Origin of the sequence: Pleomorphomonas oryzae DSM 16300 (genome assembly GCF_000422965.1) — a bacterium.
Classification (GTDB): Bacteria; Pseudomonadota; Alphaproteobacteria; order Rhizobiales; family Pleomorphomonadaceae; genus Pleomorphomonas; species Pleomorphomonas oryzae.
Genome location: NZ_AUHB01000003.1, coordinates 209,678 through 233,163 on the forward strand (window position 1 = coordinate 209,678; position 23,486 = coordinate 233,163).

The window sequence follows — 23,486 nt, forward strand, 5'->3', positions numbered from 1 at the left end:
GAAGGGATAGCTCAATCATGGCCGGTCTTGGTCGTCACTTTGCCGATCTTCCCACGACGCCGCGCATGCCGGCGCTGTTTGTCGGTCACGGCAGCCCGATGAACGCCATCGAGGATACGCCTTATAGCCGCGGCTGGCGCGAACTCGGCGCCCGGCTGCCGGTTCCCAAAGCGATCCTCGTCGTTTCGGCGCATTGGATGACACGGGGCGTCACGCTGGTGCACGTCAAGGATCATCCCACGACCATTCATGATTTCGGCGGCTTCCCCGACGAACTGTTCGCCCAGCGCTATCCGGCACCGGGGGCGCCCGGCTATGCCGAGGCGACCATTGATCTCGTGAAGAACCATCATATCGAGCCCGACGAACGCTGGGGGCTTGATCATGGTGCCTGGTCGGTGCTGATCCAGATGTTCCCGAAAGCCGACATTCCCGTGTTCCAATTGTCCATCGACCTCAGCCGTTCGCCGGAGGAACACTTCGCGCTGGCCGAAGAATTGAAGGCGTTGCGCGAACGCGGCGTCATGATCATCGGCTCGGGCAATCTGGTCCATAATCTCCGAGCCATTGCTTGGGGCGGTGGACCAGCCTACGACTGGGCTGAAGAATTCGACGCGCGAATGGCCGAGTCGATCGGGAAGGGCGACTATAAATCCGTCATCAATGCCCCCAAACTCGGCCGCATCGCGCAGATGTCGCACCCGACGTTCGAGCATTTCTTCCCGGTTTTGTACCCGTTGGCCGTTGCCGACAAGGCCGACGAGCTCAGCTTTTTCAACGAAGGCATCGACCTCGGTTCGATCTCTATGCGCTCGTTCATGCTGGCTTGACGCCGCCGCCGTTGCCGGCTGAGGATAGGTCGGTGATGGAGGAAAGGGCATGACTGACGCCCCATTGCGCATCGCGCTCGCGCAGGTAATGGCCGACAGCGATTTTGAGGCCGTCATTGGCCGAGCGGCCGATGACGGCGCCGACATCATCGTATTCCCTGAAATGGCCTCCAATGGTTATCGGCGCTTCGATCCAGCCGACCTCGCTGCGCGGGCTGCCTGGATCGATACCGCCGAACCGCTTGATGGTCGCTTCGTCGACCGGTTCCGTTCCGCCGCCCGTCGGCACAGCGTCGCAGTGGTGGCGACGCTGCTGGAGCGCGCCACGCCGAAGCCGTTCAACAGCGCACTTTTGATCGCTGCGTCCGGAGAGGTCATTCTTCACCAGCGCAAACGTCACATCTGCTTCTTCGACGCGCCGGAGGAGGCCTGTGCCGCCGGCGATCGATCAGCCGTGGTTCGTCTGCCGACCAAGGCGGGTGAGGTTTCGGTCGGGATGATGATCTGCATGGATCGCGAGTACTCCGACGTAGCGGACGATCTCGCGCGGCAAGGCGCCGAAGTGGTCCTTGTTCCCAATAGCAGCTGGCTCCACGACGATCCTGAAATCGGCGATGTGCGGCTGTGCGGCATCCGCGCCATGGCCTTTGAAACCGTGATGGCGATCGCGGTCGCCAATTATCCGGCACCCAAGAACGACGGCCATTCTGTCATCGTCGATCCGCTGGGCCGGATCGTCGCCATGGGTGGCGCACCGTCCGATCTCTTCATGGGCGACGTCGATCTCGAAGCCCTGCGTCGGCTTCAGAAGAGCGAGTGGTTTCGCCGGGTATCTCCGCAGCACTGAGCCGTCGGCAGGGTATAAGCTAGACTTCGCGTCGTTCCGGCCCTCAGACGCCCATATCCGCGATTCGCATAATAGATATTATGGAACCTAATTATGCAGGCAAATGTCGGCTGTTGGCTCAATCGACCGCCGATGTGCCCTTGTCTGAAAGGCTCGAAGCAAGGCGAGCCATCAGTACAATGTCACGATACTCATCGCCGAAACGCGCAGCCGCTCGCATGACGCCCTCATGAACAAAGCCGCGCGTTTCATAGAGCGCGATCGCCCGACGATTGTCGGAAAAAGCCGTGAGTTCGATCCGCTGGAAATTCAGTCGCTCGGCAGCGGCAAGCGTCATATCGAGCAAGGCCTTGCCAAGCCCCTTGCCACGGAACTCCTGCGCCAATCCTATGCCCAGCCTGCCGACATGAGCCTCGATTTCGAAAGAATGGCGGCAGACATCACACCAGCCGACCAACTCGCCATCGACGACGGCGGCCAGATGTGGATTGCCGGCGGCGAGACTGTCGCGCAGGAAATTCACCGTTCCGTCCATGGAAGGCGCGTCGATAAAGCGCAGATATCGACGTTCGCGCGCCACAACACCGACCAGCCGGTTGAAATCTGCGGCGTCGTCGATCGACATGGGACGAAACAGGATATCTCCATAGGTCACGACGATCTCACAATAAAAACCAGTTATTTCAATAGATTATTCGGATTCTTTGAGATATGCAAGAAAGAATGGCATTGCGGAGAAACCTATGGCTCATACTACCCGGACCTTCATTGTCGTCTGTACCCTCGCTCTGATTGTACAGGCGGCCGTGCTCTACATCATGGGCCAGCCGCCAATCTGCGCCTGCGGTACGGTACGGCTCTGGGTGGGAGCTGTTCTCAGTCCGGAGAACTCACAGCAACTCACCGACTGGTATACGCCGTCGCATGTCATCCACGGCATGTTGTTCTTCGCGCTCGGCCGCCTGGTTTTTCGCGGACGGTGGTCGCCGGTCCTGGCTGTAGCCCTGGCGCTCGGAATCGAGGTTGCCTGGGAGCTCATCGAGAACTCGCCTCTAGTCATCGAGCGTTACCGTGAACAGGCCTTGGCGCAAGGCTATTCCGGCGACAGCATCCTGAATTCCCTCTGCGACACCCTGGCCATGCTGGCCGGTTTCTTCTTGGCAGCGCGACTTCCTTGGCGTGCCAGTATAGCCTTGGCGCTCGCCGCCGAGCTGTTCACTGGTTTGATGATCCGGGACAATCTGACGCTCAACGTCGTCCAGCTTCTGGTTCCCAACAAAGCCATTTCCGCCTGGCAGGCCGAAGGCGGTCTCTATGGCGCGTCCACGAAATCATGATTGTCACGGGTTCAGAGCGCGCCGGGAAACGTTTCCGAGAGAACCGTAATCGCTTCGTCCCAATGACGGATGCGCGGATAACCGGCGACATCCACGTTGTGAGGCGATGAGAAGACGATACCCTGCCCGGCGAACCGCGTGAAATGCCGAGCATTATCGTCAATCAGGCAATCGGCGGCCAGGATGCTCTTGTCGCCGCAGAAAACGATGTTGAGCGGATCGACGAACGGAAAATGGCGTCGCAGCCAAAGGAACTTCGGACCCAATGAGTTCGGAAACTCCATGGCGGCCGAGGTGACGAAAAGTTCGCAATGGGCTGCAATCGTTGACAGCGCCGCTTGGCTGCCCGCGATGACCGGGAGGTCGGCGAAGAACGCACCGTCATGCATGGCGGTCCGGAGCATCTCGGCAACATCCGATTCAAGAACGTCGAAAATTTGCCGGCCTCGCAGAGCCTCGGTGCTCCAGCGCGCGCCATGGCGGTCGACCAGCCAATTCAGCATGGCGCCATAAGTGTCGGCGATGACTTCGTCCATGTCGACGGCGACGCGAATACGATGCACGGCTCTCACTCCTCAGGACAGCTTCAGAGATGAATCGAATCAAACTATGTCTGGTCGGCTCAGTCATGCAAGTTCGGCTTAAAGTTTTGCCCGCGATGTTCTATTGAGCGGCCAGCAGGCGGCCGTTCCGGCCCAGTCCGTCAAGGAGGCACCGATGGCCCTCGACCGCATTCTCTTCGAAGCCTTCATTCCCGAGCTGCCCAACTATTATAAAGGCAAGGTGCGCGAGAACTACGATCTGCCGGATGGCCGTCGCGTCATCATCGCAACCGATCGCATCAGCGCCTTCGATCGTGTGCTGGCGGCGATTCCCTTCAAAGGACAGGTGCTGACCCAGACGGCACGCTTCTGGTTCGATGCGACGGCGGATATCTGCCCCAACCATGTCATCGCCTATCCGGACCCCAACGTGGTTATCGGCCGGCGGCTCGACATTTTGCCTGTCGAGATCATCGTACGTGGCTATCTTGCCGGTACCACCAGCACGTCCGTGCTGACCAAATACCGGACTGGCGAGCGGAGAATGTACGGGCTGACGCTGCCCGACGGCCTCTACGACAATGAAAAACTCCCCTCCCCGATCCTCACGCCAACCAGCAAGGCTTTCGACGGCGGTCACGATGAGCCGCTAAGTGGCGAGGAGATCCTTGCCAAGAAGCTGCTGACGCCGGAGCAATGGGCCACCGTTTCGGATTACGCGTTGAAGCTCTATGCGCGCGGCGCAGAGATTGCTGCGGAGCACGGTCTCATCCTGGCTGACACCAAATACGAGTTCGGCCTCGATAGTGACGGTGCCATCATACTCGCCGACGAGATCCACACTCCCGACTCGAGCCGCTACTGGATCGCCGCGTCCTATGAGGAGGATTTCGCTGCGGGCCGGCGTCCGAAGAGCTTTGATAAGGATTTTATCCGTGCCTGGGTGGGCGCGCGTTGCGATCCCTATAAGGATCCCATCCCCCAGATTCCCGAAAGCCTGATTGCCGAGACGTCCAAGGTTTATATCGACGCCTTCGAGGCGATTACCGGCAAGACGTTTATTCCGGATCTCGCCGGCGCAACGCCGCTCGAGCGGGTGCGCTCCAATCTCGCGCCTTATTTTGCCGGCTAGCATCAAAGGCGGCAAAGGAAGACGACGAAAGACTGCCCGATTGGCAACTTCCTGTGAACCACTTCCGGTTTATGCTACTGGCAAAGCTGGCATAAACGGTGCTCGCCACCGTTTCGCAACTTGGGGGCTGGGGCAAAATCATGGGGCAGATTGCCAGCGGAGCGACTCCGTTCGATGACAATCCGGGATTGAAGAATGCGCTCGACAAGCTCGAGAGGCTGACATCCCTGTTGCGCAAGCCCGAGCCGACGAATTCCGTCCCGAGCAACCCTGTGCATGCCCTTCAGGCGACCACAGAGGCCGCATTCAATCCTGCGTCCCCTGAGATCGATGTGGTTCCGGCGACCGGCCGTAAACCGCGATCGGCGATGTCGGCCGCACCGACGCTCCTGTCGATGAAGCAGGCCTCGGCGATGACCACACTATCGGTATCGTCCATCAAGCGCATGATGGCCGCTGGCACCTTTCCAAAGCCGGTCCGCCTCGGCGAAAGCCGCATCGCCTTCGTGGACGCGGAAATCCACGCCTGGGTACGTGCCCGCATCGCCGAGCGCGACTGACGTCACGCCTCCCGCACCTCCTGTGACACGGCCTTTGCAGTGTTGCGAACCAAAGCTGCCAACGACTCGTAGCGCTCCGGCGTGATCAGATCTGCCTGTCCAACGGTTGCCACCGCGGCCACGATGCGGTTACGGCCGTCGAATACCGGCGCGGCGATGCAGGATGTGTCGTCAAGGACTTCGCGATCGTCGAGCGCCCAGCCACGCTCGCGGACCAGATCAAGTTCCCGCTGCATGGCATCCGGCGAGGCGATGGAGCGTAGCGTCGCCTTCGTCCAATCCAGATCCGCGAACAATCGCTTCCGATCCATCTCATCGAGAAACGCCAATAGGGCTTTGCCTGTCGCCACTCTGTTCAGTGGCCAACGCCTTCCGTCGTAACCAACGCTATGGGCGCCGCCATCGGGGGTGGCGCTGGCCAGAACCACAGCATTTCGTCCTTCGAAAGTGGCGATTTCGCAGGGAAAGCCGGATCGACTGGACAGGATTTCGAGGTGCCGGAGCGAAAGGCTATCGATGCTCCGCTGGTGCGTACCGAGAATACCGAGCTCGCAAATCTTCGGCCCGAGCATAAAGCCGCCGTCGTTTTGCATCTGCAGGGCGCCAATATCCGTCAGCGCCTTAAGAAGCTGATGCGTCGTGCTCTTCGGAAGATCGAGAGTCTTCTGGATCGTTGAAAACGGCAACCTGCCGCGACGTCCGATCAGATCCAGAATCAATACTGCCTTCCGCAGTGACGGAACGGCGACCGCGCGGCGCGGCGCGGCTGCTTCCTTATTTTCCTCACTGGCCATTGCCCGTCCTCTAGAATTGTCATCGGTGACAATCTTTACGACGCGTGGAAAAGCCAGCCATCCGTGGCGACACGTGGATATGTAGAAAAAGTCGCATTCGTCGCTCTGAATACCTGCCGCAGGCGGGAATTCGCTTGCGCCCGTAAACGACTCCTTGCACAAACCACCCACTTGGCGGACCGCCCTGGTCACGCTCTGTTATCTTCCTTCTTGCGAGGGATTAGCCGGTCCGACGAAGAGCCACCGGCCGTTCCCGGAGCCGCATATGCCAACCCTTCCCGACGCGTCCGATGTGGCGCCTTTGGCGCCGCCCCGAAACTCGGAAAGGGCGTTGCTCGCCATACTGCTGGTCGTCGGTTCGACGGTGTTCTTTGCCGGCGGTGACGTCGGCGCCAAGCTGATGAAGCAAACGGCACCGGCCCAGCTGGCCACCTGGTTCCGTTATTTCGTCTTCTTTCTCGTGGCGGTCCCTTGGGCGCTATCCTCAAGAGGACTCATGGCTTTCCGCCCGGCAAGTTATCGGCTGCAAATCGGGCGGGGCCTTGCCGCCGTGGCTTCGACCAGCTTTTTCATCCTGGGCCTAGCCTATCTCGACGTTCCCTCGAACACGGCGATCCACTTCATCTCTCCGATTATCGTCATGGTGCTTTCGATCTTCGTACTTGGCGAATCAGTTGGCATCCGCCGCTGGCTGGCGGCAGCGGTAGGATTTGCCGGCGTATTGCTGATCGTTCGTCCTGGCACCGACGGTTTCCAGCTCGCAGCGCTGCTGCCACTTGGGTCGGCAACCGCCTGGGCATTGGGCGCCTTGTTTACGCGGCTCATGAAGCATGAGCCGACCGAGGTCACCTTCATGTGGACGGGAATCATCGGCTTGAGTGTGTCGACGCTACTAGTCTTGCCGGTATTTCATGTTCCGACCGGCCGTGAACTTGTTTATGGCATCGGAGGTTCGTTGAGCTTCACCCTGGCCCATATGCTATTCATCTCAGGCCTGAAGCTGGCGCCTTTGTCGATCTTAGCGCCGATCACCTACGTGCAGTTGATATCGGCTGGTATCCTCTCCTATCTGTTCTTCGGAGATTTACCGAGCTATTATACACTGATAGGGTCTGCGCTGATTGCTGGCTCAGGTCTCTACTCGGCTCACCGTGAACGGGTCAGGCAGAGAACACCCGCGATGCCGGCGCCGCCCGTACAATAGCGGCTGGCGCCACGGTCGGCTGAGAGGAACCACAAGCCGCAATCTTCGTTGGTTGTAAGCGGCGCTGGCGGACTTTTGTTCTTCGGTGCTTTCAGAATTTATCGAGCGATAGGAGAACACCCTATGAAGAGATCTTCCATCATTTGGGTCATCATTGCCGTCATCGTCGTGATCGGCGCCATTGTCTACTTCTCGGGCAAGAAGACGGGAACGACGACTCCGCCGCCCGCGACCACCTCGGCGCCTGCCGCTCCGGCTACCCCGGCTCCCGCGACGCCTGCTCCGTCGACCCCGGCGCCTGCGACTCCGGCTCCCGCGACGCCCGCCCCGTCGACCACGGCGCCTGCGACTCCGGCCGCTCCGGCGACGCCGCCCGCCACGAAGCCGTAAGTTCTTCAAGTCGAGCCTCGGTCGGCGCCTAGCCTGCCGAGGTTCTCCTTCGGACAAACAAAATGAAATCGGCGCCTCTCAAGGGCGCCGATTTCGCATTTCATGGGTGCGGTTCAGAGCTTTCTATCGAACACTGCGCTGCGTGGTGTACCGCCGGTTCCTTCCCAGGCTTCGATCATCGCTTGCATGCGCATCGCGAACTCCTGGTTGTCCTGGCTGACGGCGGCATTGCCAGGCGACTCGGAGGATTCATCCGTCGCCTTGCTTTCCTCCGAAACGAACGCCTCGAAGCCGGTGGAGGCTTGATCCAGCGAATTAGCCTTGACGGTATTGGCCTTGGTCAATGCATTGGCCGATACTGCCCCACTGCCCTGCCCCGACGCCTTGTCGGTTGCCGTATCGACGGCATTTCCGTCGGTCTTTTCGGCAACTTTGACAGCCTTCTCGGCCTTGAGATCGGTTGTCGTCGACTGGTTCTGCTCGGTCGGCGTTTTCGGCACCGGCGAGGTCACACCGGTAAGGACCGGTTTTACGCTCCCGATATCCATGATCTATCCTTTCGAACCGGATAGCGGATGATCCGGATCATCGAAGACAGTGTAAGTGCGGGAGCTGAAGGGAGCGTTTTTGTCGTCGTTAAAATTTTAACGACGTGCATTATTTGGCTCTGTTTTGAGGCGACCGCCCCACTCCACAACGAGGCAGCCGCCAATAAATCAGATGAGGTGTTAACAGCCCATCAACAGCCGGCAAGTCGATACATTTATGGCGCGGGATGAATGAACGGCCAAGGCGATGCCTCACTGTCGGGTGGCACCGCGACATGGACGAGCACCGTCTCTTCCGCAGCAAACGCCGTCGGTAATATGGCGGCTAACTCGCCGGGAGAAGTCACCCAATAGGCCTTGATGCGGAAGGCCTCGGCCAGCTTCAGAAAATCGGGGTTGCAGAGTTCCGAGGCAATGAAGCGGCCTTCGAAACGGGTTCTCTGATCGCGGCGAACATTGCCGTAGGCGCCGTTGTCGAATACCACGACGACCACGGCGATGCCCTCCTGCGCTGCGGTCGCCAGTTCCTGCACGCCGAACATGAAGCCGCCATCGCCGCAGACCGCCACCACCTTGCGTTCGGGATGGGCGACCTTGACGCCAAGCGCCGTCGGAAAGCCGTAACCGAGCGTGCCCTGATAGCCCTCGCTAACATAGGTGCGAGGCTGCCGGGCTTCCCAGGCGAAGTAGGAGGTGAAACCAGCCTGACAAAGTTCGGTCAGGAAGAAGCCATCGTCGGGCAACGCTGCCCGGATGGCATGGAGATAATCAACTTCCGGCTGGACCTTGGCGATCTCTGCCCCCACCGCCGCCTTGGCTTCGGCAATCTCCATGTGGACGGCGCCGACATCGCGGTTGGGACCATCGACGGATAATCTCCCAATAGCCTCGATCAATGCACGAACGCCCGCCTTTGCGTCGGCCAGCACCGGCGCGTCAGCTTTGAGGCGCACCATCTCCTCGGGATCGACATCGATGCGAACGAGCTTGCGACCGCCGGGCAGGCGCTCGTGATAAGTCATCATGCCGGCCCAGCGCATGGTCGGCAGTTCCAACCGGGTGCCGATCCCCACCACGACATCCGTTTTCGGGTAAAGCCGGTGAGCGACGGCCGATGACAGGCCGAGCGGCTCGCCTTCTGCAACAATACCTCGCCCACCGCGCAGCGCCGTCACTGGTGCATCAAGCAGAGTAGCGAGTGCCCTCACCTCTTCCGCCGCATGCTGAGCGCCGCTACCGGTCATGATCATCGGCCGACGGGCCGAGACGAGGAGACGTGCTGCGGCTTCCACCGCGGCCGCGTCGGGTTCCGTTGCTGAGGGAATGACGGCGGCGCCAAGCGGCTCGACAACCGCTGTCGCTGCCATGCTGTCCCAAGCCATTTCAAGCGCGACCGGCCCTGGACGGCCAGTCAGCATCTGCCAGAACGCTTCGTTGACCAGAGCAGGTGCGTCTTCCACCCGTTCGATACGGGCCGACCATTTGGTCATGCGACGCAGCAGTCCAAGCTGGTCGGGGATTTCATGCAGGTGGCCGCGTCCCCTGCCCTCAAAGGTCGATGGAACGCCGCCGGTGATCATCAGCACCGGCGCGCAGCAGCCGAGCGCTGTGATCAGGGCGGCACCGGCATTGAGCACGCCCGGTCCCGGCACTACCGAGAACACGCCGGGCCGACCAGTGGAGCGGGCATAGCCGAAGGCCATGTAGCCCGAGGCCTGCTCGTGGCGAGCACCATAGGTGCGGATGCGCTCCGTCGATAATGCTAGCGCGTCGAACAGCGGATAGGTCTGCGCCCCCGGCAGGCCGAATACAGTATCGACACCGTTTGCGATGAGCGCGTCAACGATCGCGCGACCGCCGGAGACGGCGTCACGGACTTGCAGCATGATTTCCTCCCAGAGGACGGTTTCGTCAGTCGACCGGATATCCAACAGCCTTCAAGGCCGTCACGAAGGCCGGAATGTCGCGGACATGCAGACCGGCGACATTGATGCGGCCCGAGCCGGCCATGTAGACGGCGTGATCCTTGCGCAGCGCCAGCACCTGTTCGGGGCTGAGCGCCAGCGTCGAGAACATGCCGGTCTGGGTTTCATGGGCTTTGAGACCCGAGCCGGCGGCAGCCAGCGCCGAGCGTACCCCACGGACACGGGCGCCCATGCGGTCGATCTCCTCCCGCCAGATGCGCGTCAGTTCGGCGTCTTCCAGGATGGTGCGGACGATGGCCGCTCCGTGATCCGGCGGCATTGACCAGGAGACCCGGCTGAAGGCCGCGAGGTTGGACATCACCACCGATGCCGACTTTTCGTCGCGCGCCTTGACGTAGAGCGCGCCGACACGCTCGCGGTAGAGACCGAAATTCTTGTCGCAGGAATAGGCGACCATGACCTCGTCGAGGTTGTTCATCAACAAGCGCGCGCCGTAGGCATCTCCCTCGAGGCCCTTGCCGAGACCGTGATAGGCGAAATCGACGAGCGGCACCACGCCGGTTTCCTGGAGCGCCTTCAACACAGTCTGCCAGTCCGCCGGCTCCAGTTCGCCGCCGGTCGGGTTGTGGCAGCAACCATGCAGCAGCACGATGTCGCCGGCCGATGCGCCCTCGATGGCCGCCACCAGCGAAGCGACATTCACTCTCTGGGTCTTCACGTCGAAATAGGGATGCGGCACCGCCTTGAGACGGGTGGCGGTGAGAATCTGCAGATGGTTTGGCCAGGTCGGCGCGCCGTAGAGAATTTTGGCGTCAGGACGGGCCAGAGCCACCAGATCGGCGGCTAGCCTTACGGCACCGGTGCCACCGGGCGTCTGAATGCCAGCGACCCGTGCGCCAGGGTCTTTGCCGAACACGATCGGCTTCAGGAGATTGGTGTAGACGGGATCGCCTTCCGGCCCGAGATAAGCCTTGGTGGTGCGCGTTTCCAAGAGCACCTTCTCTGCCGACTTGACCGCCGCCATGATCGGCGTGACGCCGCTATCGTCACGATAGACGCCAACACCGAGGTCAAGCTTCTGAGGGCGTGGGTCGGCGCGATAAAGTCCGATGAGGGCAAGCAAAGCATCGGCAGGCTGTTCGGGCAGGGTGTCAAACATTTGAGGCGCTTCCGGCTGGCGGTGAATAAGCTCACCTTAATGGGGTTCTGCGGAAATTTCTCTGCGATTTCCGGAAAGGCAATTGCTCACGGCGAGGATTTTCAGCATGATGTGGCCCGCTTGCGCATGTTTCTTGCGCGGCGATTGCGGAGTTGCGTGCCTTGGAAGAGCTGGATGTCTTCGACCTACGTCTCCTCGCCGCCATCCAGGCGAAGGGAGACATGACCCAGGCGGAGCTGTCTGAAATCGTCCACCTCTCCCCCACTCAGTGTGCTCGGCGTCTGCAACGCCTGCGAACGGACGGCTATGTTCGCGACATCGTCGCCATCCTGGATCCAGAGCGCCTCGGCATCAACATCATCGCCCATACGCTGGTCGGCCTGCGCAACCACGATGACGAAACGGGCAAGGCTTTCCGAGGCTTCATCGAAGCCGCCGACGAGGTGGTGGAATGCTGGTCGCAAACCGGCGATGCCGACTATCTTCTGAAGATCATGGTGAAGGATCTCGGAGAACTGGCCAGCCTTATCGAGCGGCTGATCACAGCCGTAGGCGGGTTTGCCTCGCTCCGCTCCTTCGTGGCGCTGAAGGCCATCAAGCGGACCACGACAGTTCCTATCCGGGCATAGGTCCATTCGAACAAACTCAGACCGAATCCCTGGAAGGAAGCTCTGGCTGACCCCGAAAGAGCATCCCATTGCCCCGCTGGGTTTCGGACTCGACTGCATCTTGCCAGCCGGGAGGCGCACGCCCTACCCCGCGTCCGTTGACGGCAATGTCGCTCAATCGGCCACCCAAACGGAATCTCATCCGTCGCTTTCGTTTTATATTCATTTGATTTCGTATTATTGCTAATCTCGCCTTCACCTGAAAGCCGATCGGGCGGATCGGCTGTGAAACCGGAGGGTTGCGATGGCGGACGTGGACATTCTGGTCATCGGAGGCGGCATCAACGGCTGCGGCATCGCCCGCGACGCGGTCGGGCGGGGTTACTCAGTGCTGCTCGCCGAGATGGGCGATCTCGCCTCCGGAACGTCCTCTGCTTCGACCAAGCTCATCCACGGTGGTCTCCGCTACCTCGAGCATTACGAGTTTCGTCTCGTTCGCGAAGCTCTGACGGAACGGGAAATTCTCTGGGCCATGGCGCCGCACATCATCTGGCCGCTGCGTTTCGTCCTGCCGCACCATGCGGGGCTGAGGCCGGCCTGGTTGCTGCGGCTCGGCCTTTTTCTCTATGACCATATCGGGGGGCGCCGACGCTTACCCGTCACACGGGTGCTTGACCTCCGCGGCGATGCTGCCGGTAGGCCGCTGAAGTCCGGATATCGCAAGGGATTTGAATACTCCGACTGCTGGGTGCAGGATGCCCGTCTCGTGGCGCTCAACGCCGTCGACGCAGCAGCTCGCGGCGCCACCATTCTCACCCGCACGCGCGTGACGAAGACCGTGCGCACTGGCGACCATTGGACCGTAACACTGGCCGATATGGAAACCGGAGCCGTCCGCACGGTTACCGCGCGTCTTGTGGTCAATGCCGCCGGACCGTGGATCGACGACGTACTGCGTTCCGTGGCCGGAACCCCTGAGGCACGCCATGTCCGCCTCGTTCAGGGCTCCCACATTGTCGTTCCCAAGCTTTACGACCACGACCGCGCCTATATTTTTCAGAACGGCGATGGCCGCATCATCTTCGCCATTCCCTACGAGCATGACTTCACACTGATCGGCACCACGGATCGCGATTACTCCGGCGACCCCGCCGAAATCCGGATCTCCAACGAGGAGACGGCCTACCTTGCAGCGGTGGCTTCGGAATATTTCGAGCGCCCGGTTACGGCCGCCGACGTCGTCTGGACCTATTCCGGCGTTCGTCCCCTTTACAACGACGGGGCCTCGAAGGCACAGGAGGCAACGCGTGACTACGTCCTGAAGCTTGCCGGCGACAAGAACGAGCCGCAGATGCTCAACGTATTCGGCGGCAAGATCACCACCTATCGCCGTCTTGCCGAAAGCGCGCTGCAGCTGATCGAAGAGACCATCGGTCGGCGTGGCGCGCCGTGGACCAAGGGCGCAACATTGCCAGGCGGCGATGTACCGGCCGATGACCTCGAAGCTTATCGGGCGCGCATCGTCGCCACCCGTCCTGGCATTGATCCGGCCTTAATAGCGCGATTGGTCCGCACCTACGGCACGCGCACCGAAGCGATCCTGGCCGGTGCCGCCATAACCGCCGACCTCGGACGCGACTTCGGTGCCGGCCTGACCGAGGCAGAAGTTCGCTATCTCCTAAGGGAGGAGTGGGTGAGGAAGGCCGAAGACATCCTGTGGCGGCGCACCAAGCTGGGACTCCGCGTACCAAAGGAAGCAGTCGCGGAAATCGACAGCTTTATCGCTAGCCTTCGCTGAACCGAGAGGTAGCGGAACGACGCTTGCGCCGCCTCCATAGGCCGCTAAAACTCAAATAAAACCAAGGGACGGGAGGAGACCGACCATGGCTGCATTCATACTCGCGATCGATCAGGGCACCACGTCGACGCGGGCCATCGTTTTCGACGAGGAGTATCGCGTCAAGGGCGTGGGCAAACAGGAGTTTCCCCAGCATTTCCCGGATTCCGGCTGGGTCGAGCATGAGCCGGAGGATATCTGGCACACCACGCTGGAGACCATGCAATATGCCCTCGCCCGCGCCGCCGTATCGCCGCAGGATATCGCGGCCATCGGCATAACCAACCAGCGCGAAACGACGCTGATCTGGGACCGCGAAACCGGACACCCCATCCACCGCGCCATTGTCTGGCAGGATCGTCGCACCTCCGACCGTTGCGCCGCGCTCAGGGCCGATGGTGCCGAGGACATGGTGCGCGAGAAGACCGGCCTGCTGCTCGACCCTTATTTCTCAGGAACCAAGATCGCCTGGCTGCTCGAAAACGTCGAAGGCGCCCGGGCCGCCGCCGAAGCCGGCCGCCTTGCTTTCGGCACCATCGACAGCTTTCTGCTCTGGCGCCTTACCGGCGGTCGAGTGCACGCGACCGATGCCACCAACGCCTCCCGTACCCTCCTCTACAATATCGCCGCCGGCGATTGGGACGATGACCTTTTGCGTCTGTTCGGCGTACCGCGTGCCCTATTGCCCGACGTGCGCGACAGCGCGGCTGACTTCGGTGAGACCGATCCGGATCTCTTCGGCGTCGCCATTCCCATTCGCGGCATCGCCGGCGACCAGCATGCGGCAACTGTCGGCCAGTCCTGCTTTTCGCCGGGCATGCTGAAGTCGACCTACGGGACCGGCTGCTTTGCGCTGCTCAACACCGGCTCCGAGATTGTTCGCTCGTCCAATCGGCTGCTGTCGACCATCGCCTACCGCCTCGACGGCAAGGTAACCTATGCTCTGGAGGGGTCGATCTTCATGGCCGGCGCTACCGTGCAGTGGCTGCGCGACGGCCTGCGTTTCTTCGAAAGATCGGACCAAGCCGGCGCGCTGGCCGACCATGCCGATCCCAATCAGAATGTCTATCTCGTTCCGGCCTTCACCGGCCTCGGTGCGCCTTGGTGGGATGCCGAGGCGCGCGGCGCCCTTTACGGGATGACGCGCAATACCGGCCCGGCCGAGATTGCCCGTGCGGCCCTGGAGGCCGTTTGCTATCAGACGCACGACCTTCTTGAAGCTATGCGTCGCGATTGGACCGGTTCGTCGGAAACGGTGCTGCGCGTCGATGGCGGCATGGTGGCAAGCGATTGGACCATGCAGCGTCTTGCGGATCTTCTGAATGCTCCGGTCGATCGACCGTTGGTGCTGGAGACCACGGCGCTCGGTGCCGCCTGGCTTGCTGGCCATAAGGCAGGCGTCTGGCCGGATATGCATGGCTTTTCCACCAGCTGGAAACGTAACCGCCGATTCACGCCGCAGATGGACGAGAATGCGCGGCAACGGAAACTCGCCGGCTGGGCCGACGCCGTCAGAAGAACGTTGACCTCCTGAAGACATGCCGGCCCGCGCCCTCCAGTACAGGAGACGACGCGGGCCGGATAGCAGTCGGCCGTGGTGCTTTGGCCAGCCGTATGCCTAAACCTTGTTCAATCTCCGTATAGTATTTTCGCGGAGATGAAGATGGTATTGAGTGTCAACACGAAGGACGACAACAATCTTTCTTTCGCGAGAAATGAAATTACCGGACTTCAACTTGCCCGAATCGCGAAAAGGCAATCACATCCACGTAGTTTTGATCCATGTCATCGCCACGACTAGCCTAAAGGCTAATCATGGACGCCTCGGATAGCGTGAATGTGGAGGTTTGAATGATCGACAAATCGTCCTCCAAGACTGGCGGCGAAGGCTGTGGCTGTGATCGGGAACCGGAACTCATGCGCCGCATGGCAGCGACGCTCGATTCCGACCAATTCTTACAAGGCATTGAGCGCAAGCTGGCCGCCGATCGCTGCCATGAGTGCACCGAGCTCGAAGCCTGCAAGGTCTGGCTCGACATCACGGCGATCCGTGGCGCCGTACACCCGCCGAAGTTCTGCCGCAACGCTGATCTCTTCGAAGAGATCAGCAACGACGCAGCCTCGTCATCTTTCTAGGCGTCGGAAACCGCTCAGGTAAGATCAGGCGGCGTCAGCCTCGCCGTCGTCATCTCCATCGACCGAAACGGTCAGCGAAGCAAAGCTGTCGGAAACTTCGACCGGTTTGTCGGTTCTGGTACCCAGGCCCGACTTGCTTCGCTCCAGCGACTTCAAGGCAAACTCGCGGAACGCCTTAACCGGAATGGGCGGCGAGTAGATATAGCCTTGGGCCTGGACGACGCCGATCGATTTCAGGTGTTCGACCTGGTCCGGCCGCTCGACGCCTTCGGCGACAATGCCAAGGCCGAGCTGATGGCCAAGCTCGACCAAGGTATCGACGATCGTCTGCGACGAATGGTCGGTGCCGATGTGGTCGATGAACATCTTGTCGATCTTGATGATGTCGACGCCAAGCTTTTGCAGATAGGCAAGACCACCGTGACCGGTGCCGACGTCGTCGAGCGCCACCGAGGCTCCAAGCGCCTGGATGCGGCCGATGATGGCGCGGGAGAGCGCGAGGTCCTTGAGCGGATGTTGCTCGGTGACCTCGAAACAGAGCTGCTCGTAGCGGATTTTCGAGTTGCCGTAGATCCGCTTGATGTCGTCCATGATCTCAAGGTCGTTGAAATGCATGGCCGTGAGATTGATGGCCAGCTTGAGGCCCGGGTTCTTGTCGTAGATGTCGGAAACGTCGGCCACGGTCTGCGTCATGAGCTGGCGGGTTATGTCGCGAATGGCGCCGGTCGCCTCGGCATAGGGCAGAAACTGCCCCGGCGACACCATCGTGCCATCGGGCCGCAGCCAGCGCACCAAGACCTCGCAACCACGGATTTCGCCGGTCATCAGATCGAATACCGGCTGATAGTAGGGAACAAACTCGTGGTTCTCGACGGCGCGCGAGAAGCTGTCTCCCTCCGACTGGCGCCACATGGACCACATGACGATGATGAAAACGCCGAGGCCTGCCAGCGTCGACAGAATGATCGTAATGGTTCGGAGGCCGGCGATCGATTTCTGAGCGGCCGCCTGGTCGACAGCCACCCGTACCTTGACCGGATAACGCTCGGAAGATGCCACCGATACCAGCGCGGCCGACTGATCGCTTTCGGTCCACTTGCCGGCGAACTTGCTCCATTCGGATCCATCATCGAGATAAACCGACGCGACGCTGGAGTCTTCGAAATAGGAGGCGCCGGCGTCGATATCCAACGCGCGCGAAGCAAGACGGGCGACAAGACGCAACCGGTCGTCGACCCGCAGCGTGACAACGGCCTGACGCTTGTCCTTTCCGTCACTCAACACGGACAGCATGACCGACGGATCGCCCTTCTCGGCGACCGGCAGACGGGCGGGCGCGGCGAGCGCACCCATCGGCTCCCCGCAAATCAGCGTACCGGCTTCGTCGGTAAGGCCGATCTGAACGATGAATTCCGAGTTGAAGGCGGCCATCCCGAACGCGGTGCGGTCGACAAGACTGCACGTCACGTGGCCGCTGATTCTGAGGTCGGCCAGCACACGGAGTGCCTCGGCAACGGTCGTCTCTGCACGCGTGAGATAGCGCGCCGCCATGGAATCAGCTTCAGCCTGTCCGGTCGAGATGGCGTGTTGGGAAAGAACGTAATCGGCGGCAGCGATCGGAACGGTCGTGACAACCGCCGACAGGGCAAGGAGCCGAAGCCATTTCAACCACCTGAGTTTCACGTCACATCCATTCCGTCTTCAGTCCGCTGCTCGCTGGCCCACGTCGTGGCTTGTGGGAACAAATACCGTGTTTCCGACCATTCATCTTTGTTTGGGCTGGATGAACAAATGGTTTCCCAAACGCCGCGCCCTCGTCTTTCTTTGGAATCGACGAAATGAATGCGTCATCGATAAAATTGGTCGGAGGCATGGCTTGTGTGTCGACCGTCATTTGGCCACAATGCCCGTCTCGAAAGGCGTGGGTTATCTCTGTTTGCCGATAAAGACTTATTGGGAGTGTGAAATGACGATTTCCAGTCGCTGGTCGCTTACCGTGGCTGTCGTGGCGCTGACCGCAGGCTTCGCCGGGCCGGCCTTTTCGGCGGCGACGCCGGAACAGGTGACGGCGGCTCTGACCAAGCTGTTGGCGACCGACAAGGGCGCGACCTTTACCTTGGGAACGCCGACCCAGTCGAACGAGGGAGTCGTCTATAACAACGTCTCTATCAAGTCGTCTGACGGCGGCGAGACGAAAATTGACGTGCTCACCATTGCCAATCCCACCGTCGACGGCGATACGCTGAGCGCCGACTCGATCGTCGCGGAAAACGTCAACGGCAACAACAAGGGCGACAGCGTCTCCGTTTCTGCCCTGGAGCTGACTGCCCCCGTTTTCACCGGCAAGGAGACAGGCAATCGCGTCGATGCAGTCTCGGCCAAGGGTATTTCGCTGAGCCAGCCCGGAAAAGCTCCGGTTGCCGTCGATAGTGTCGGTCTGGATCTGTCCAACTACGCCGATGATGTGCCGCATGCCATCGACGTTTCGGTGGATGGCATCGATATCGATCCGGCGGCCGTGGATACGAGCGGCCAGTTTGCCTCTCAGTTGAAGGCCATGGGCTACGACAAGCTGACGCTTGGCTTCTATGGTTCCGGTTCGCTTGACGAGACGACCGGCGATCTTCAGGTCTCCGAGATCACCATCGACGGAACCGATCTCGGCACCGTGACGCTGACCGGCACCTTCGGCGGGCTGACAACCGATGTCATCAAGCAGTTGAAGCAGCCCTCTCCGCCGCAGGAAACCTTGGGCAACATCACTCTGAAGCAGGCCTCGGTCTACTACGGGGACGCCTCGTTGGCCGGCCGCATCATCGCCCTGCAGGCCAAGCAGATGGGCCAGGAACCGGCTGCTTTCGTCAGCCAGATCACCGGCGCGCTGCCGCTGCTCTTGTCGGCGATCGGCAATCAGCCGTTCCAGGACAAGCTGGCCCAAGGCGTGACGACCTTCCTGAAGGATCCCAAGAACCTGACGATCAGCGCCAAGCCGGCAACGCCGATTGCGCTGAAGGAGCTTATGTCGGCCTCGCAGACCGCTCCGCAGACGCTTCCGGATCTGCTGAAGGCAGACGTCCTCGCCAATCAGCCGGAAACGGAAGACGGCGAAGGTGACGAAGGTACCGACACGAACTGATCGGCGAGCCGGCCCGCGCGCGGGCCGGCCAATTTCTGGCCGAATGACTAGTGCACTGACGCATTCATTCGGTCCACGCGATGGACAACACGAAGCGAATGAATGCGTCGAAAAGTGCACTAGCAACATACTGATTCTAGTGCAGTTTACGACACCGACACTTGATCAGTCACTTGCCACCAACGTGAATCAAGTGTCGGTGTCACTGCACTAGGTGTCGCGTTGCCCGTAACGTCTGGAATATGAGAAGCCGGTCCGCCGGCCTTTAAACTGTACATCCGGGAGGATCGTCGATGAGGACCAGCGCTTCGCTTGGCGTGGTCGCCGCGTTTGCCGCATTTGCCTGCCCCTCGTTCGCCCACGCCGAAACGCCAAGGGAAACCCTGGTTCGGCAGTGGCTCACTTCGGCGGCGTTCGGGCTGACGGTTGACATTGGCACCAGCAGCTTCGATCCGGCGACACAGACGGTCACACTGTCTGACGTCAGCATCGGCGATCTCGACGAGAACCTGATTGCTGTCCACTTTGACCAGCTATCCGTCGAGGATCCGCGAACCGCACCCGGTGATGCCTTTGCGGCCCACGCCATTCGCGGCACCAACTACAGTCTCGACATTCGTTTCGACGTCGATAAATGGTTTCCGGGCTTGGCGAGTTTGGCAGCCGGCGCCGACAAGGAACTCGGCAAGGTAACGCCACCGTCGATGAAGCAGAAGCCCGTCGCCAAGGCGCAGGAAAGCCACGGGAACAATAAAGCGGAGAGCGCTACTCCGCCCCCCTCCGAAGAGCCGAAGACGGACGCGGAGACTACGAAACCGCCGATTGTCGACTATTCCATTACCGCCGAAACTCTGCTCGTCGAGCGGCTTGTGTTCCCTCCTCTGCCCAAGGGATTGCCAGCCGATCGGCCGCTTTATGAAAAGCTCTTCAGCTATGCAGGCTGGCAGACCAGGCTTAGGGCCGACTGGGCGGAGATGAACAACGTCCAGATCGAAACCAGCGGTATGAACGAGGGTGATTCCATCACCACCTATTCGCTGGCCTACCTATCTGGTCTGCATGACGGGCGTGTTGAACGAGCTGGTATCAACTCGGCGGAGCAAAAGCCGAAGGATGAGACCTCGCCACTCAAGTCGATGACCATCGACAGCACCTATATGATTGGCATGGATTTCGGAGCTGCGCTGGAAACACTCGATCCGTCCAAATATGTGGGCGGGGTTGGCGACGGTAAGCAGCGGACCATCTACTCGCAATATGGCGTCAACAATGTTGTCCTCGTCTTCGATGGCGCGACCGCCAGCATTGGCAACATCGAAGCTGACAACGTGTTCATGCGCCAAACCGGCCAACCGTTGGTGAAGCTCGTAGTTGATGCGCTCGGCGATCCCAAGCGGATCGAAGACGATCCCATTTCGTTTATCGCCAATGTCCTGCCCAACTACACACAGCTCATGGGAGTGGCATTCGTCCAAGCCAACAAACTGGAGATCAAGGCGGGCGACACCTTCGACTTTGCAGTCAATCGCTTCGACGGCAACGGTATCGATGGCAATGGCATCGGTGCCTTCACGCTGCGGGATATCACGGCGAACTCCAAGGATGCCTCGTCGAAATTCAGCCTTTCGCTGCTGACGCTTCAGGACATTCGCTTCGGGTCGCTTGCATCGCTGATGGAGCTCGGCAAGCAGGCCTCAGAGGGCAAGTCGCCCTCCGGCAAGGCTCTGCATGATGCCATCGTCAATGGCGGCACATCCGTCGGATTTGTCGAGCTCAGCGCGTTGTCTATCGAATCCCCGCTCGGTTCGGTTGGGCTCGACTCGCTTGCTCTGACGAGTGGCAATTATCTGGGTACCCTGCCCCAACGCGGGGATTTCACTTTCACCTCGCTGTCCATGCCGGTGGCGCTGCTGTCCGACGAGAATATGGTCTCTGAACTTACGACCATGGGCTACGAGACCCTCGATCTGTCCGGCGGAATGACCCTGACCTACGACGCAGAGAAGGGCGATGTCTGGCTCGAGGACCTCACCCTCAAGGCGGCGGACATGGGGGTGATCTCAGGCGACTTCCACCTCGCCGGCCTGCCGCTGTCGCTGGTTGAGAAACCCGACGAGATCGAAGCCCGCATGAACGATGCGACGCTTGTTTCCGCCTCGCTCACTTACGGCAACGGCGGTATCGTCGAAAAGGCCTTTGAAGCACAGGCAAAGAAGAACGGCCAGGATGGAGAAAAACTCCGGCAGAATACCGCTGGTGCCCTGCCGCTGATGCTGAGCTTCCTCGAGGATCCCAAATTGCAGGCAAAGTTCGAGGAGCCGATCTCTAGCTTCATCAAGGACCCGAAGTCGATCACCCTGACGGTAGCCCCGGAAAAGCCAGTGCCCTTCAGTGAACTTCAAAAGGTCAACACCGATAAGCCAAACGACCTCATCCGGCTGTTGAATGTCGGTGTGACCGCCAACGAGTAGCCGTCCTCGTTCATCAGTTCAAAAAGCCCAAATGAAAAGGCCGGGGAGGCATCCTCCCCGGCCTTGATTTTCTTCGACGAGGCCTGCCGATCAGTTCGGCAGGTTCAGCTTGAGATGCAGTTCGCGCAACTGCTTGGTCGAAGCTTCCGACGGCGCGCCCATCAGCGGATCTTCCGCGCGCTGGTTCATCGGGAACAGCGTGATCTCACGAAGGTTCTGCGCACCGCACAGCAGCATCACCACACGATCGACACCAGCCGCCATGCCGCCATGCGGCGGCGCGCCATACTGGAAGGCGCGGTACATGCCACCGAAGCGCTCCTCGACCTCGGCCTTGGAGGTGCCGACCAGTTCAAAGGCCTTGACCATTGTTTCCGGCGACTGGTTACGGATCGAACCCGAAGCCATCTCGTAGCCGTTGCAGACCATGTCGTACTGGAAAGCCTTGATGGTCAGCGGATCCTGATTGTTGAGCGCATCAAGGCCGCCCTGCGGCATCGAGAAGGGGTTGTGGGCGAAGTCGAGCTTCTTCTCGTCGTCGTTCCACTCGTAGAAGGGGAAATCGACGATCCAGCACAGTTCGAAACGTTCGGTGTCGACGAGGTTCAGATCGAAGCCGACGCGGTTACGCGCTTCGCCAGCGAACTTGTAGAACTTCGAGGGGTCGCCGGCGACGAAGAACACTGCATCACCCTCGGCAAGGCCGAGCTGGACGCGGATCGCTTCGGTGCGCTCCGGCCCGATGTTCTTGGCAAGCGGACCGGCTCCTTCCAGCGCACCATTCTCGGAGCGCCAGAAGATATAGCCGAGGCCGGGCTGGCCCTGCCCTTGCGCCCAGGAGTTCATGCGGTCGCAGAAGGCACGGCTGCCGCCGGTCTTGGCCGGGATCGCCCAGACTTCGGTCTTGGGATCGGCCTCGATCATGCGGGCGAACACCTTGAAGCCCGAACCGGCGAAGTGCTCGGTCACCGCCTGCATTTCGATCGGGTTGCGCAGGTCCGGCTTATCCGAGCCATAGAGACGGATGGCGTCGTCATACTTGATGCGGCGGAATTGCTGGGTGACCGGCTTGCCCTCGGCGAACTCCTCGAACACGCCACGGATCACCGGCTCCATGGTGTTGAAGACGTCGTCCTGCGTGACAAAGCTCATCTCGAGGTCGAGCTGGTAGAACTCGCCCGGCAGGCGATCGGCGCGCGGGTCCTCGTCGCGGAAGCAGGGAGCAATCTGGAAATAGCGGTCGAAACCAGCCACCATCAGCAGCTGCTTGTATTGCTGCGGCGCCTGCGGCAGCGCGTAGAACTTGCCGGCATGGATGCGGCTCGGCACCAGGAAGTCGCGCGCGCCTTCCGGCGACGAGGCCGTCAGGATCGGCGTCGAATATTCGGTGAAACCGGCGTCTTCCATGCGGCGACGCATCGAGCGGATGACCTTCGTGCGCTTGACGATGTTGCCATGCAGCGTTTCGCGACGTAGGTCCAGGAAGCGGTACTTGAGGCGCACGTCCTCGGGATAGTCCGGTTCGCCGAATACCGGCAGCGGCAGATCCTTGGCCTGCGCCAGCACAACGATTTCGTTGGCGAACACTTCGATCTCGCCGGTGGGAAGGTTGGCGTTGACCGTTTCCGGCGTGCGGGCGCGGACAAGGCAGTCGACGCGGATCACCCATTCGGCGCGCAGCGTCTCTGCCAGCTTGAACGAGCCGCTATCGGGATCGACCACCACCTGCGTCATGCCATAGTGGTCGCGGAGATCGATGAACAGCAGGCCGCCATGGTCGCGCACACGATGCACCCACCCGGACAGCCGCACATTCTGCCCAACGTCGCTGGCTCGAAGTTGGCCGCAGGTGTGGGAGCGATAGGCGTGCATGATGATCGTCCTGTCTCGTTAATTCCGTCGGGAACGGCTCCGGATTCCCGCCCCAAGGCGGCCGGATCTGTGGGCGCGACAAGCGCACGGCGGGGCGGATTTGTCAAGAATTCAGACGGTCGTTTACACGCTTCGCCGGCTGGCAAAGCGTTCGTCAC

21 protein-coding genes are annotated in these 23,486 nt (G+C 60.7%); 13 read left to right on the forward strand and 8 right to left on the reverse strand.

Annotated elements, in window-relative coordinates; genetic code table 11:
- Nucleotides 1–17: 17 nt before the first annotated feature.
- Both ygiD and G522_RS0106205 read left to right on the forward strand, forming a co-directional pair.
- On the forward strand, nt 18–830 hold the full coding sequence (ygiD, locus tag G522_RS0106200) for a 4,5-DOPA-extradiol-dioxygenase (RefSeq protein WP_036838324.1): 813 nt from the start codon (nt 18–20) through the stop codon (nt 828–830).
- Nucleotides 831–879: 49 nt separating this feature from the next.
- Nucleotides 880–1,677, forward strand: a complete 798-nt coding sequence (locus tag G522_RS0106205) for a carbon-nitrogen hydrolase family protein (protein ID WP_026790300.1) — start codon at nt 880–882, stop codon at nt 1,675–1,677.
- A gap of 118 nt (nt 1,678–1,795) precedes the next feature.
- Here G522_RS0106205 and G522_RS25825 read toward each other — a convergent pair whose 3' ends face one another.
- Nucleotides 1,796–2,332, reverse strand: coding sequence for a GNAT family N-acetyltransferase (locus G522_RS25825; protein WP_156886848.1), 537 nt, complete (start codon nt 2,330–2,332; stop codon nt 1,796–1,798).
- A gap of 88 nt (nt 2,333–2,420) precedes the next feature.
- Between G522_RS25825 and G522_RS0106215 the strand changes: the two genes are divergently transcribed.
- Nucleotides 2,421–3,014 (forward strand): DUF2585 family protein, encoded by a 594-nt coding sequence (locus G522_RS0106215; protein WP_026790301.1) that lies wholly within the window; start codon nt 2,421–2,423, stop codon nt 3,012–3,014.
- An 11-nt stretch (nt 3,015–3,025) separates the two neighbouring features.
- Here the strand turns inward: G522_RS0106215 and G522_RS0106220 are convergent, their stop codons facing one another.
- A complete protein-coding gene (locus G522_RS0106220) occupies nt 3,026–3,577 on the reverse strand; it encodes a 5' nucleotidase, NT5C type (protein WP_210162896.1) in 552 nt (183 codons plus the stop codon).
- A gap of 154 nt (nt 3,578–3,731) precedes the next feature.
- Between G522_RS0106220 and G522_RS0106225 the strand changes: the two genes are divergently transcribed.
- Nucleotides 3,732–4,688 (forward strand): phosphoribosylaminoimidazolesuccinocarboxamide synthase, encoded by a 957-nt coding sequence (locus G522_RS0106225; protein ID WP_026790303.1) that lies wholly within the window; start codon nt 3,732–3,734, stop codon nt 4,686–4,688.
- 140 nt (nt 4,689–4,828) lie between these two features.
- A complete protein-coding gene (locus tag G522_RS30460) occupies nt 4,829–5,248 on the forward strand; it encodes a helix-turn-helix transcriptional regulator (protein WP_245586602.1) in 420 nt (139 codons plus the stop codon).
- A gap of 2 nt (nt 5,249–5,250) precedes the next feature.
- On the opposite strand, the gene G522_RS0106235 is transcribed toward G522_RS30460, so the two are convergent.
- On the reverse strand, nt 5,251–6,042 hold the full coding sequence (locus tag G522_RS0106235) for an IclR family transcriptional regulator (protein WP_026790305.1): 792 nt from the start codon (nt 6,040–6,042) through the stop codon (nt 5,251–5,253).
- 265 nt (nt 6,043–6,307) lie between these two features.
- Here G522_RS0106235 and G522_RS25830 point away from each other — a divergent pair, with 265 nt between their 5' ends.
- Both G522_RS25830 and G522_RS0106245 read left to right on the forward strand, forming a co-directional pair.
- Nucleotides 6,308–7,246 carry a DMT family transporter gene (locus tag G522_RS25830; protein ID WP_084632901.1) on the forward strand — a complete coding sequence of 313 codons (939 nt, stop codon included), beginning with the start codon at nt 6,308–6,310 and terminating at the stop codon, nt 7,244–7,246.
- A gap of 123 nt (nt 7,247–7,369) precedes the next feature.
- The gene (locus G522_RS0106245) at nt 7,370–7,636 is read left to right on the forward strand and encodes a hypothetical protein (RefSeq protein ID WP_026790306.1); all 267 of its coding nucleotides are present in this window, start codon (nt 7,370–7,372) and stop codon (nt 7,634–7,636) included.
- 113 nt (nt 7,637–7,749) lie between these two features.
- Here G522_RS0106245 and G522_RS0106250 read toward each other — a convergent pair whose 3' ends face one another.
- From G522_RS0106250 to G522_RS0106260, 3 genes are all read right to left on the reverse strand, one after another.
- Complete coding sequence (locus G522_RS0106250; protein ID WP_026790307.1) at nt 7,750–8,184, reverse strand: hypothetical protein; 435 nt, start codon at nt 8,182–8,184, stop codon at nt 7,750–7,752.
- A gap of 215 nt (nt 8,185–8,399) precedes the next feature.
- Complete coding sequence (locus G522_RS0106255; protein ID WP_036838468.1) at nt 8,400–10,070, reverse strand: thiamine pyrophosphate-dependent enzyme; 1,671 nt, start codon at nt 10,068–10,070, stop codon at nt 8,400–8,402.
- A 25-nt stretch (nt 10,071–10,095) separates the two neighbouring features.
- Nucleotides 10,096–11,268 (reverse strand): amino acid aminotransferase, encoded by a 1,173-nt coding sequence (locus tag G522_RS0106260; RefSeq protein WP_026790309.1) that lies wholly within the window; start codon nt 11,266–11,268, stop codon nt 10,096–10,098.
- Nucleotides 11,269–11,429: 161 nt separating this feature from the next.
- Between G522_RS0106260 and G522_RS0106265 the strand changes: the two genes are divergently transcribed.
- The 4 genes from G522_RS0106265 (at nt 11,430) to G522_RS25835 (ending at nt 15,849) form a co-directional block, all read left to right on the forward strand.
- Complete coding sequence (locus G522_RS0106265; protein WP_208396116.1) at nt 11,430–11,897, forward strand: Lrp/AsnC family transcriptional regulator; 468 nt, start codon at nt 11,430–11,432, stop codon at nt 11,895–11,897.
- A gap of 283 nt (nt 11,898–12,180) precedes the next feature.
- Entirely contained in the window at nt 12,181–13,674 is a 1,494-nt protein-coding gene (glpD, locus tag G522_RS0106270) for a glycerol-3-phosphate dehydrogenase (RefSeq protein ID WP_026790311.1), read from the forward strand.
- An 85-nt stretch (nt 13,675–13,759) separates the two neighbouring features.
- On the forward strand, nt 13,760–15,247 hold the full coding sequence (gene glpK, locus G522_RS0106275; RefSeq protein ID WP_026790312.1) for a glycerol kinase GlpK: 1,488 nt from the start codon (nt 13,760–13,762) through the stop codon (nt 15,245–15,247).
- 317 nt (nt 15,248–15,564) lie between these two features.
- Nucleotides 15,565–15,849, forward strand: coding sequence for a DUF6455 family protein (locus G522_RS25835; RefSeq protein WP_036838328.1), 285 nt, complete (start codon nt 15,565–15,567; stop codon nt 15,847–15,849).
- A 24-nt stretch (nt 15,850–15,873) separates the two neighbouring features.
- Here G522_RS25835 and G522_RS25840 read toward each other — a convergent pair whose 3' ends face one another.
- On the reverse strand, nt 15,874–17,532 hold the full coding sequence (locus G522_RS25840; protein ID WP_156886849.1) for an EAL domain-containing protein: 1,659 nt from the start codon (nt 17,530–17,532) through the stop codon (nt 15,874–15,876).
- A gap of 283 nt (nt 17,533–17,815) precedes the next feature.
- On the opposite strand from G522_RS25840, the gene G522_RS0106290 reads away from it, so the two are divergent.
- Nucleotides 17,816–18,985, forward strand: a complete 1,170-nt coding sequence (locus G522_RS0106290; RefSeq protein WP_026790313.1) for a hypothetical protein — start codon at nt 17,816–17,818, stop codon at nt 18,983–18,985.
- 293 nt (nt 18,986–19,278) lie between these two features.
- Nucleotides 19,279–21,456 (forward strand): hypothetical protein, encoded by a 2,178-nt coding sequence (locus G522_RS0106295; protein WP_026790314.1) that lies wholly within the window; start codon nt 19,279–19,281, stop codon nt 21,454–21,456.
- 90 nt (nt 21,457–21,546) lie between these two features.
- Here the strand turns inward: G522_RS0106295 and aspS are convergent, their stop codons facing one another.
- Nucleotides 21,547–23,328: an aspartate--tRNA ligase gene (gene aspS, locus G522_RS0106300; RefSeq protein ID WP_026790315.1), complete on the reverse strand. Its 1,782-nt coding sequence runs from the start codon at nt 23,326–23,328 to the stop codon at nt 21,547–21,549.
- Between the last annotated feature and the right edge of the window lie 158 nt (nt 23,329–23,486).